The organism is Lutibacter oceani (assembly GCF_003384935.1).
In the GTDB taxonomy this organism is placed as follows: Bacteria; Bacteroidota; Bacteroidia; order Flavobacteriales; family Flavobacteriaceae; genus Lutibacter; species Lutibacter oceani.
Genome location: NZ_QTTQ01000011.1, coordinates 1 through 12,408, shown reverse-complemented (window position 1 = coordinate 12,408; position 12,408 = coordinate 1). Strand labels below are relative to the sequence as shown.

At 29.6% G+C, this 12,408-nt stretch carries 12 protein-coding genes; 8 read left to right on the top strand and 4 right to left on the bottom strand.

Annotation, left to right across the window (positions count from 1 at the left end; genetic code table 11):
• The first annotated feature begins 52 nt into the window (after window positions 1-52).
• The 8 genes from BX611_RS09365 to BX611_RS09330 all read left to right on the top strand — a co-directional run bounded on the left by BX611_RS09365 (window position 53) and on the right by BX611_RS09330 (window position 8,770).
• A complete protein-coding gene (locus tag BX611_RS09365) occupies window positions 53-505 on the top strand; it encodes a hypothetical protein (protein ID WP_115880563.1) in 453 nt (150 codons plus the stop codon).
• Between the two features lie 8 nt (window positions 506-513).
• Window positions 514-1,233, top strand: coding sequence for a CsgE family curli-type amyloid fiber assembly protein (locus BX611_RS09360; RefSeq protein ID WP_115880561.1), 720 nt, complete (start codon window positions 514-516; stop codon window positions 1,231-1,233).
• Between the two features lie 21 nt (window positions 1,234-1,254).
• Entirely contained in the window at window positions 1,255-1,668 is a 414-nt protein-coding gene (locus BX611_RS09355; protein WP_115880558.1) for a curli production assembly/transport component CsgF, read from the top strand.
• Between the two features lie 8 nt (window positions 1,669-1,676).
• Window positions 1,677-3,065, top strand: a complete 1,389-nt coding sequence (locus BX611_RS09350; protein ID WP_115880556.1) for a CsgG/HfaB family protein — start codon at window positions 1,677-1,679, stop codon at window positions 3,063-3,065.
• 14 nt (window positions 3,066-3,079) lie between these two features.
• Complete coding sequence (locus tag BX611_RS09345; RefSeq protein ID WP_115880554.1) at window positions 3,080-4,585, top strand: carboxypeptidase-like regulatory domain-containing protein; 1,506 nt, start codon at window positions 3,080-3,082, stop codon at window positions 4,583-4,585.
• A gap of 108 nt (window positions 4,586-4,693) precedes the next feature.
• The gene (locus BX611_RS09340; protein WP_115880552.1) at window positions 4,694-5,872 is read left to right on the top strand and encodes an AIR synthase related protein; all 1,179 of its coding nucleotides are present in this window, start codon (window positions 4,694-4,696) and stop codon (window positions 5,870-5,872) included.
• 49 nt (window positions 5,873-5,921) lie between these two features.
• Entirely contained in the window at window positions 5,922-6,998 is a 1,077-nt protein-coding gene (prfA, locus tag BX611_RS09335) for a peptide chain release factor 1 (RefSeq protein ID WP_115880550.1), read from the top strand.
• 140 nt (window positions 6,999-7,138) lie between these two features.
• Window positions 7,139-8,770, top strand: a complete 1,632-nt coding sequence (locus BX611_RS09330; RefSeq protein WP_115880548.1) for an ABC-F family ATP-binding cassette domain-containing protein — start codon at window positions 7,139-7,141, stop codon at window positions 8,768-8,770.
• Window positions 8,771-8,837: 67 nt separating this feature from the next.
• On the opposite strand, the gene rplT is transcribed toward BX611_RS09330, so the two are convergent.
• From rplT to thrS, 4 genes are all read right to left on the bottom strand, one after another.
• Window positions 8,838-9,182, bottom strand: a complete 345-nt coding sequence (gene rplT, locus BX611_RS09325) for a 50S ribosomal protein L20 (RefSeq protein WP_115880546.1) — start codon at window positions 9,180-9,182, stop codon at window positions 8,838-8,840.
• Window positions 9,183-9,276: 94 nt separating this feature from the next.
• Window positions 9,277-9,474: a 50S ribosomal protein L35 gene (gene rpmI, locus BX611_RS09320; RefSeq protein WP_115880544.1), complete on the bottom strand. Its 198-nt coding sequence runs from the start codon at window positions 9,472-9,474 to the stop codon at window positions 9,277-9,279.
• Between the two features lie 89 nt (window positions 9,475-9,563).
• Window positions 9,564-10,118, bottom strand: a complete 555-nt coding sequence (gene infC, locus BX611_RS09315; RefSeq protein ID WP_262510561.1) for a translation initiation factor IF-3 — start codon at window positions 10,116-10,118, stop codon at window positions 9,564-9,566.
• Between the two features lie 27 nt (window positions 10,119-10,145).
• Window positions 10,146-12,086 carry a threonine--tRNA ligase gene (gene thrS, locus BX611_RS09310; protein WP_115880540.1) on the bottom strand — a complete coding sequence of 647 codons (1,941 nt, stop codon included), beginning with the start codon at window positions 12,084-12,086 and terminating at the stop codon, window positions 10,146-10,148.
• Window positions 12,087-12,408 lie beyond the last annotated feature (322 nt).

Here is a 12,408-nt window from a genome sequence, read left to right as displayed (position 1 = left end):
ATACTCTCAAAAAAGGGGGGATAAACTCCCTCCTTTTTTAAAAATGTGCTTAATGAAAACAACTTATAAAATATTATTTGTTTGTTTACTATCCTTTTTTTCAGTAAAACTATATGCTCAGATTACTGATGAAAATACATTTATAATTCATCAATATTTTAAAAATACAATTACTGAAAAAGCACCAATTATTTATAATGATTTAAAAATTGAAGCAGCTTTAAATTACTCTATTTCAAAAAATAAACTTCTAAATATATCTCAAATAGGAACTAATAATTATATAAATGTTAAAGCAAATTCTAACATTCAAAATATAAATCAAATAGGGAATCATAATAACTATGAATTTATTAGTTACTATGGTAAAAAGGATTCAAATTTTGAGATACAGCAATATGGAAATTATAATTTAATTCAAGTTTTAGGAGAGAATACAATTATTAATAATTTAAAAATTGTTCAAAGATCTGATTTTAAAACAATTACAATAACAAACTATTAATTTTTGTTATGAAAAAATTTAAAATAAGTATACTAATATTTATAATTCTATTAAATGGAATGTTTGTTTATGCTCAGGAAAATATAAAAGCTAAGATAATTACGCAAACAGCAGATAATTTAATTGATATTAAAGGGATTGCACAAAATGAAGACGTAACTTATAAAGAAGGTTTGTCTTACTTATTATTTTCATTAAAAAAAGGGATAGAGGGCAATTATTCTAAAAACAGTCAATCAGGCGAATTCTCATTAAATCCAAATGAAGAAAAAGAACTTTCTAAGCTGAAAATAAACGTTCAAAAAGGAGAAATTTGTAAAGTCTTTTTATTTATAAAAAAAAATGATGAATTAATATCAAAAGACTCAACTATAATTCAATCTGCTGAAGCTGTTGAAATAAAAAAAGATGTAAATGAAGGTGATATTGAAATAAATGGGTTGGTAATTGAAGATGTTAAAACAAAATTAGGAAAAGACTTTTACGATTATTTTTATCAAAAAATTACTACTTCTGGATCTAAATATAATTTCATTATTAATATCTCAGAAAAGCCAAGTATTGGTGTTGGAAGTAAAATTTCTATTGTTATAGATGATAGAACTATTTTTGAATTTATGACTAGGCCAGATGATGAATATATACAAGCTGCTGCTAATGAGGCATTACGCTATATTGGAATGTACTCAAATCAAAGAAAATTAATATACAAGAATAAAAAAATATAATTTCTGTAAATCTAGGTTATTATGAAAAAAATAAAAATACTTCTATTTTTTATTGCATCTGGAATTTCTTTTTTGATGCATTCACAACAGTTAGTTTATAAACCAATAAATCCTGTTTTTGGTGGAGATACATTTAATTATCAGTGGATGCTAAGTTCTGCAGAAGCCCAAAATAAATTTACCGATGAAAACGCTTATAGTTTTGAGGAACAAACAGAACTTGAGAGTTTTACAGAAACATTAAATAGGCAGTTATTAAATTCACTTTCTCAAGATTTATTTCAGCAAGAATTTGGAAATGCTGGTTTAACAGTAGGAACTTATGTTTTTGGAAGTTTAGTTGTAGATATAACCCCTACAACTGGAGGTTTGTTTATTAATATTTTAGATACTACAACAGGAGATCAAACTCAAATTAATATTCCAAATAATTAAACATAATTATGAACAAAAAAAATATTTATATAGTCATCCCATTTTTGTTTTTATTTTTTAGTTGTGGTGCTTATTTTAATCAACCACTAAAAACTTCTAAAGCCAGATTGGGTGAGAATACTACCAATAATAAAATTTTAGATGGTGTTATACCTGTTACACCTTTAGTTGTAGGTGTTTATAAATTTAGAGATCAAACAGGACAATATAAATTGGTAGAAAACGGATCAAGTTGGAGTACTGCTATTACACAAGGAGGAACATCAATTTTATTAAAATCATTAGAAGACTCTAAATGGTTTACTCCAATAGAGCGTGAAAACGTTAGTAATTTATTAAATGAACGGCAAATAATTAGATCAACCAGACAAGAGTATAGTAAAGATAATGTAGATAAAACTACAACTATTCCACCATTATTGTTTGCAGGTATTCTTTTAGAAGGTGGTGTAGTTTCTTACGATTCAAATATAATTACTGGAGGTTCAGGAGCACGATATTTTGGTGCCGGAGGTTCTGCACAATACAGACAAGATAGAATTACAGTATATTTAAGAGCAGTTTCAACATCAAACGGACAAATTTTAAAAACGGTTTATACTTCTAAAACCATTTTATCTCAAGGAATTTCAGCAAATTTATTTAGATATGTTTCTTTAAAAAGATTACTGGAAGTAGAAACAGGAGTTACAAGGAATGAGCCAACTCAATTAGCTGTAAAGGAGGCAATCGATAAAGCTGTTGAAACATTAATTGTTGAAGGTATTGTTGACGGACTTTGGGTTCCACAAGGAGCTGAAGAAGTGGTTAACTCAGTTAAAGAAAAATATTTAAAAGAAAAACAAGAGGCAGAATCTACTGCGCTACTTGACAGAAAATTAGAAGATAAAAGAGGTAAAAGTGCAGTTAGTGTTTCTGGAGGAACTTATCATATAGCCGGTGATTATTCAAATTCTATTGGGAAATTAGGAGGTGCGTTTGGTCATAAATTCTATTTTAAAAATCCAGCATTAAATTTAAATTTTGGAATTGGGTATTTTCAATTAGAAAACGAAAAAGCTTTTAAAGAAGATTTTGGCTCATTCGATATTAATTTGGAATACAACATTTTGCCTTATGAAAATTTAACTCCTTTTATGTATACAGGTATTGGAGGAGTATCTGATATTGATTTTAATAATCCATATTTTAAATTTCAGTATGGAATTGGGATTGAATTTTTGCCAATAAAAACATTTGGAATCAAACTTTTTGGAGAGCAAAATATTTTATTTAATGATAAGTTAGATGGATTTGAAAATGGAAAAAGAGATGATTATTATTGGCGATTAGGAGTAGGTTTAAATTTTTATATAGGGAAACCTTTTGAAAGTGTTAAATCAGTAATTTTTGAATAATAAAACAAAGAAAGATGAAAGATTTTTTTAAAACATTAGGAATATTAGTCATTAGTTTATTAGTGAATTGTACTGAAGACACGGTAGATTTGGTTGGCTTAGGTACAATTACTGGTAGAGTAGTAGAAGCTAAAAGTTTTGAACCTATAGAAAATGCAAAAATTACTCTAAGTCCTTCAAACAATGCTGTTTTTTCAGACTCTGATGGCTATTTTACATTGCAAAATATTGAAGTAGGTGATTATTCTATTAGTGCAAAAAAAGATAGTTATTTAACTGGTTTTGAGGCAGCAACAGTAACTGCAGATGTTGAAGTAAATGTAATATTTGAATTAGATAATGAAACGGCTTTAAACAGACCACCATCATCTCCAACATTAAGTTCACCGTTAGATGGAAGTGAAAATTTAGAACTTTCAGTAGAATTAATTTGGAGCTCAATAGATCCTGAGGAAGACCCAATTTCATTTAGGTTAGAAATTAAAAATGATTTGAATAATGATATTATTAAAATTGAGAATATTATAGATACTACATATGTGGTTTCAGATTTAAAATATGGTATAAAATATTTTTGGCAAATAGCTGCAACTGATGATATAAATGAAGAGGTTTTAAGTTCTGTAAGTTCATTTAAAACTAAAGTGAATCCAGAAAATAGATATTTTTATGTAAAAAATAGTTCTAATAATAACCATATAATTTATTCATCCAATTTTGATGAGATTGAAGCGATGCCAATTAATGAAGTTCAGTTAACTTCTGAAGCTCAAAATAGTTGGAGACCAAGAAAAAATCAAGCTGCAAATATTATAGCTTTTTTAAGAACTATAAACAATGAAACGCACCTATTTACTATGAATCAAGATGGCTCTAATGTAAAACAAGTTACTTCTGCTGTTTCTGTTTCGGGATATAATTTTAATGAAATTGATTACTCTTGGTCATCAAACGGAGATAGATTAATTTATCCACACTATGATAAATTGTATTTAATAAACAAAGATGGGAGTGGGCTTCAACAAATTTATAAAACAATTGATGGTAGTTTTATAACGGAGTGTGATTGGAGTAATGATGAAAGTATAATTGCTATTAAAACTAATGATATTACGGGGTTTAATGTCTCAATTTATACAATTGATCTTGCTGGAAATATTTTAGATACAATTCTTTCAGATGTTAAAGGTGCTGCTGGTGGTCTTAATATTTCAATTAACAACAAATTGTTGTTATATACATATGATATTTCTGAATATGAAAATTCAGATAATAGACAATTAGATACATATGTTTTTTTATATGAATTTGAGACTGAAATAGCTTCAATAATTTCAACAGGTAAGCAACCTGGAACTTTAGATTTAGATCCAAGATTTTCACCTAATGAAGCTGAAATTATTTTTGTAAACACTTCAAATGATGGAATTTCAACAAAAACAATTTATTCTTTAAAAATTGATGGAAGTGAAGAAAGGAAACAGTTGTTTTATGATGCAATTATGCCAGATTGGGAATAAAAGATATTAAAATTAAAGAAAAACCGAATATTAACAATTCGGTTTTTTTTATGTTTTATTTATTAAAAAAGAAAAATTACTTTTGCAGTGCAACATAATTAAGCAAAAATGAGTTCAGAAATAAGTAAGAGATACAGTATGCGTGGAGTTTCAGCTTCAAAAGAAGATGTACATAACGCTATTAAAAATGTAGATAAAGGATTATTTCCGAAGGCATTTTGTAAAATTGTTCCAGATTATTTAACTGGAGATAATAATTATTGTTTAATAATGCATGCAGATGGTGCCGGTACAAAATCGTCTTTAGCTTATATGTATTGGAAAGAAACTGGCGATATTTCTGTTTGGAAAGGAATTGCTCAGGATGCATTAATAATGAATATTGATGATTTATTATGTGTTGGTGCAACCGATAACATTATGTTGTCTTCAACAATTGGACGAAATAAAAATTTAATTCCAGGCGAAGTTATTTCTGAAATAATTAATGGAACAGAAGAATTATTACAAGATTTAAAAAGTTTTGGTGTTGAAATTCATTCTACAGGTGGAGAAACTGCTGATGTGGGTGATTTGGTAAGAACAATAATTGTAGATTCTACCGTAACTGCAAGAATGAAACGTTCTAATGTTATTGACAATGCCAATATTAAACCAGGTGATGTAATTGTTGGTTTAGAATCTTTTGGACAGGCAACTTATGAAAAAGAGTATAATGGAGGAATGGGTTCAAATGGATTAACATCTGCACGTCACGATGTGTTTCATAAATATTTAGCCGAGAAATATCCTGAAAGTTTTGATGATTCTGTACCAAGTGAGTTAGTTTATTCAGGAGCAATGAAATTAACAGATAAAGTTACAAATTCACCAATTGATGCTGGTAAATTAGTACTTTCACCTACAAGAACTTATGCGCCAATTATTAAGGAAATTTTAGAGAAATTTACTTCAAAAGAAATTCACGGAATGGTGCATTGCAGTGGAGGAGCACAAACAAAAATTCTTCATTTTGTAGAGAATTTACATATAATAAAAGATAACTTATTTACAGTTCCGCCTTTATTTAAATTAATCCAAGAGCAAAGTAAAACCGATTGGAAAGAAATGTACCAGGTTTTTAATTGTGGTCACAGAATGGAAATTTACGTTTCAGCTGAAACGGCTAATGATATTATTGAAATCTCTAAAAGTTTTCATGTAGATGCTAAAATAATCGGTAGGGTAGAAGCCTCAGAATCTAAAAAATTGACTATAAAGAGTGAATATGGAACTTTTAATTATTAAAAGTTATATCGTTTAAAATTTGTAAATTTGCAATCCAATTAAAAAGTAAATGTTAGATAAGTTAAGAATAGTAAAACAACGATTTGATGAGGTTTCTGATTTAATTATCCAACCGGATATTATTTCAGATCAAAAACGTTATATTCAAATAAATAAAGAGTATAAAGATTTAAGTGCAGTAATGAAAATTGCTGAAGAGTATGAAGGGTTGTTAAAAAATATTGAAGAAGCTAAAGAAATTATAGCAGACGGATCGGATGCAGAAATGACAGAAATGGCCAAAATGGAATTGGAAGAAGCTACAGCTCGTTTACCAATATTGGAAGATGATATTAAGTTTATGCTTATTCCAAAAGATCCAGAAGATGCTAAAAATGTAATTGTTGAGATTAGGGCAGGTACTGGTGGTGATGAAGCAAGTATTTTTGCTGGAGATTTATATAGAATGTATACAAAATATTGTTCAGACAAAGGGTGGAAAACTGAAGTTGAAGATATTAGTGAAGGAACATCAGGTGGTTTTAAAGAAATTATTTTTAGTGTTACCGGTGAAGATGTTTATGGAGATATGAAATTTGAATCAGGTGTGCATCGTGTACAGCGTGTACCACAAACTGAAACTCAAGGTCGTGTACATACTTCTGCAGCTACAGTTATGGTATTGCCAGAGGCTGAAGAATTTGATGTAGAATTAAAACCAAGCGATATTCGTGTAGATTATTTTTGTTCATCTGGACCTGGTGGTCAATCTGTAAATACTACCTATTCTGCGGTGCGTCTAACACACGTTCCTACAGGCTTGGTAGCACAATGTCAAGATCAAAAATCGCAGCATAAAAACAAAGAAAAAGCAATGAAAGTTTTGCGTTCTCGTTTGTATGAGCAGGAATTAGAGAAAAAATTGGCTGAAGATTCTGCTAAAAGAAATTCGCTGGTAGCAAGTGGAGATCGTTCAGCAAAAATTAGAACATACAACTATCCGCAAGGTCGTGTAACCGAACACAGAATTGGATTAACCTTATACGATTTACAAAACGTAATTAATGGTGATATTCATAAAATTATTGAAGAATTAAAACTTGCTGAAAATACTGAGAAATTAAAAGAACTTGGAGAAGTTTTATAAGAATACATAAAAATAATATTTTGAAAAGCAAGAATTTTAAGTTCTTGCTTTTTTGTTTTTAACACTTAAGAATTGTTTTTTAATAAAAAATAAAACATTCACGTATATTTGCAGCTTTCAAAAAAATAAAAATTTAAAAAATGATTACAGTTAATGATATTTCAGTACATTTTGGAGGTACAACATTATTTGAAAATGTTTCTTTTTCAATAAATGAAAATGATAAAATTGCCTTAATGGGAAAAAATGGTGCTGGAAAATCTACCTTATTAAAAATTGTAGCTGGCGTTAACAAACCTAGCTCAGGAAATATTTCGGCACCTAAAGAGGCTAAAATAGCTTACCTGCCACAACATTTATTGGCAAAGGATAATGCAACGGTTTTTGAAGAAACTTCTAAAGCATTTGCAGAAATAACTAAAATGAAAGCAGAAATTGATTCAATTAATGAGGAATTAACTGTAAGAACTGATTATGAAAGTGAAGCTTACATGAACTTAATTGAACGTGTTTCTGAATTGAGCGAAAAATACTATGCTATTGAAGAAGTTAATTATGAGGCCGAAGTTGAAAAAATATTGAAAGGATTAGGTTTTGAGCGTGATGATTTTAACAGGCCTACTTCTGAATTTTCAGGTGGTTGGCGTATGCGAATTGAACTCGCAAAAATTTTACTTCAAAAACCAGATTTAATTTTATTGGATGAACCAACAAACCATATTGATATTGAAAGTGTGCAATGGTTGGAAGATTTTTTAATTAACTCAGCTAAAGCTGTAATTGTAATTTCACACGATAGGGCATTTGTAGATAACATTACCAATAGAACAATAGAAGTTACTATGGGAAGAATTTATGATTATAAAGCCAATTATTCCCAGTATTTAGAATTAAGAAAAGATAGACGTGTCCATCAGCAAAAAGCCTATGATGAACAACAAAAAATGATTGCTGAAAATATGGAGTTTATAGAGCGTTTTAAAGGAACCTACTCAAAAACCAATCAAGTACAATCTCGTGTTAGAATGTTGGAAAAACTGCCATTGGTTGAAGTAGATGAAATAGATTCATCTGCTTTACGGTTAAAGTTTCCGCCATCTTCACGAAGCGGCCAATATCCAGTTGTTGTTAATGAGTTGTCCAAAAGCTATAATGAACATGTGGTTTTTAAAAATGCTAATTTAGTTATTGAACGTGGACAAAAAGTAGCTTTTATAGGAAAAAATGGAGAGGGAAAATCCACGATGATAAAAGCTATTATGGGTGAAATAGATTTTGAAGGTAAATTGGAAGTGGGACATAATGTTAAGATTGGATATTTTGCACAAAATCAAGCATCATTGCTGGATGAGGATTTAACAGTTTTTGAAACAATAGACCAAATTGCTGTTGGAGATATTAGAACTAAAATTAAGGATTTATTAGGGGCCTTTATGTTTGGAGGAGATAATACAACTAAAAAGGTAAAGGTGCTCTCCGGAGGTGAGAAAACGCGTTTAGCAATGATAAAATTATTGTTGGAACCAGTTAATGTTTTAATTTTAGATGAGCCAACAAATCATTTGGATATGAGAACGAAGGACATAATTAAAGATGCATTAAAAGATTTTGATGGTACTTTAATATTAGTTTCGCACGATCGCGACTTTTTAGATGGCTTAGCTGAAAAAGTTTTTGAATTTGGACATAAACGTGTGAAAGAACACTTTGAAGATGTGAAAGGTTTTCTAGAACTTAAAAAAATGGAAAGCTTAAGAGAGATTGAAAAATAAATGAGTTAAAATAAAAAAACCCAATCTTAAGATTGGGTTTTTTATATATAAGCAAGAAATTAAAAATCTATTTTACTGAATCTACAACTGCCTTAAAAGCTTCTGGGTTGTTCATCGCTAAATCTGCAAGAACCTTACGATTCAATTCAATATTATTAGCTTTAATTTTCCCCATAAACTGTGAGTAAGACATTCCATACTGACGAGCTCCAGCGTTAATACGTTGAATCCATAAAGCGCGGAAAGTTCTCTTTTTGTTTTTACGGTCTCTGTAAGAATATAACATTCCTTTTTCAACCGCATTTTTTGCTACTGTATAAACGTTTTTTCTACGTCCAAAGTAACCTTTTGCTTGCTTCAATATCTTTTTTCTTTTAGCTCTTGAAGCAACTGAATTTACTGATCTTGGCATAATTTCAATTTGTTTTTTGTAGTAGGCGATAAAATTAATTTATACTTGTAATTGCACTACTCCAAGGTTAATAATTAAATTCCCTGTAACTTTATTATTTTAAAGTTAACTGTTGTAAAATGCTAGCTTCATCTGATTTATGTACTAAACCAGTATGAGTTAACTTTAATTTACGTTTTTTACTTTTTTTAGTCAAAATATGACTTTTAAAAGCGTGTTTTCTTTTAATTTTTCCAGAACCAGTAAGCTTAAAACGCTTCTTAGCACTAGATTTTGTTTTCATTTTAGGCATCTTTCTTCTACTTTTTTATCTTGCTTATTTATCTTTTTTCAATTTCAAAAGCAACCTTTAAATAGGTTTACTTAACAGAAGTTGAAATGTTATTTCTTTTTTGGAGCTAAGTACATTATCATACGTTTACCTTCTAATTTAGGCATCTGCTCTACTTTTCCGTATTCTTCTAATTCTGTGGCTAATCTTAATAATAAGATATGACCTTGATCTTTATAAATAATTGATCGTCCTTTGAAAAATACAAAAGCTTTTAATTTGGCACCATCCTGTAAAAATTTAATTGCATGTTTCTTTTTAAATTCAAAATCATGCTCATCTGTATTAGGGCCAAATCTAATTTCTTTTACAACAACCTTAGAAGCTTTTGACTTTTGAGCTTTTTCACGCTTCTTTTGTTCATAAAGAAATTTCTTGTAATCTATAATTTTACAAACAGGCGGTACTGCTTTGGGTGAAATTTCAACCAAATCTAGTTCTTGTTCTCTTGCAAGTTCCCTCGCTTTTGAAATTGGGTAAACACCAATTTCAACGTTATCACCTACTAAACGTACTTCATCAACATACGTGATTTTCTCATTAATCCTATGTTGATCTTCTTTAACTACTCTCCAAGGCTTTCTTCCCCCTGATCTTCTTTTAATTGCTATAGCTGTAAAATTTAAATTAAACTAAAATTGTTCTAATGTACTATTAATTTCTTTATTTATAAACGAAATAAATTCGTTAATTGATAATGTTCCAATATCTCCTTCACCTTGTTTTCTTACAGAAACCGTACCATTATTTTCTTCCTGTTCACCTACAATAATCATAAACGGAATTTTATTTAATTCGGCATCTCTGATTTTTCTTCCTGTTTTTTCGTTTCTATCATCTACAAGGGCGCGAATTTCGGAATTTTCTAGCAAATGTAAAACTTTTTCTGCATATTTTTGGTATTTCTCACTGATAGGAAGAATAATAACTTGTTCTGGAGTTAACCAAAGTGGAAATTTTCCTCCAGTATGCTCTAATAAAACAGCAATAAAACGTTCCATTGAGCCAAATGGAGCTCTATGAATCATTACAGGTCTGTGCAATTGATTGTCCGAACCTTTGTAACTTAATTCAAACCTTTCAGGTAAATTATAATCAACTTGAATAGTTCCTAATTGCCAGCTTCTTCCTAATGCATCTTTAACCATAAAGTCTAGTTTCGGCCCATAAAAAGCAGCTTCGCCGTATTCAATTACATAATCTAATCCTTTTTCTTTTGTGGCGTTTATTATGGCATTTTCTGCTTTTTCCCAGTTCTCATCACTTCCAATGTATTTATCTTTGTTTTCTTTATCACGTAAAGATACCTGGGCAGTAAAATTTTCAAAACTTAACGATTTAAAAACATAAAGTACTAAATCAATAACATCTTTAAATTCTTTATCTAATTGATCTGGAGTACAAAAAATATGGGCATCGTCCTGTGTAAAACCTCTTACACGGGTTAAGCCATGTAGTTCACCACTTTGTTCATATCTGTAAACTGTACCAAATTCTGCAAATCTTTTAGGTAATTCCTTATAAGAATAAGGTTTATGATTAAAAATTTCACAATGATGAGGGCAGTTCATTGGTTTTAATAAAAATTCTTCACCTTCTTTTGGAGTGTGAATAGGTTGAAAACTGTCTTCACCATATTTTTCATAATGACCAGATGTAACATATAATTCTTTTTGACCAATATGTGGAGTCATAACCATTTCGTACCCTGCTTTTTTCTGTGCTTTCTTCAAGAAATTCTCTAATCGATCTCTTAAAGCAGCTCCTTTTGGTAACCAGAGAGGTAATCCTTGTCCAACTTTTGAAGAAAAAGCAAATAATTCCAATTCTTTTCCAAGCTTTCTGTGATCACGTTTTTTAGCTTCTTCTAATAATTCTAAATACTCTGTAAGCATTTTTTGCTTTGGAAATGAAATACCATATATACGTGTAAGTTGGTTGTTTTTTTCATCACCTCTCCAATATGCACCGGCAGCACTCATAACTTTTACAGCTTTTATAATTCCAGTATTTGGTATATGTCCACCACGGCATAAATCTGTAAAATCTGAATGATCACAAAAAGTTATTTCACCATCCGTTAGATTTTCAATCAACTCAACTTTATATTGATTTCCTTCTGCTTTATATTTAGTTAAAGCATCAGCCTTACTAACTTCACGCATTTTAAACTCATGTTTACCTCTAGCTAACTCTAAAAATTTCTTTTCAATTGTTGGGAAATCTTTTTCAGAGACTACATTATCTCCAAAATCAATATCATAATAAAACCCGTTTTCAATTGCAGGACCAATAGTTAACTTAACTTTTGGGTATAAATGTTGAATTGCTTGAGCTAAAACATGTGCAGATGAATGCCAAAATGCTTTTTTTCCATCTATATCATTAAATGTATAAAGAATTAAGGTTCCGTCTTGTGTTAGAGGAGTAGAGGTTTCAACAGTATTATTGTTAAATTCAGCAGAAATTACATTTCTGGCAAATCCTTCACTTATGTTTTTAGCAACATCCATTGGTGTGCTTCCTTTTTTAAATTCCTTAATTGAACCGTCAGGTAACGTTATTTGAATCATATTTTTTTATTGAGATTGCAAAGATATTAGAAAACTATCATATGCGCAATAAGTTTTCAATCCATAATTGAAGCAATTGTATTTATTTTGTAAATTTCACTACACCATATACATGTATTGCCTAATGCTTTCTTTTGAAATAAAACATAATAACTTCTTAGGTGTTTTTTTAATAAATAATTATTGATGTAAATAACACAATTTCAGCTGTATAAAGTTTACAGGTGAAAATAATTAAAAAAAAGGCACAAAAAAGTTTGTTAAAGGGGTAAAAAAGGTATTACATTTGCATCCGCTAATAAGGAAAGGTGTTGGTGAAAAA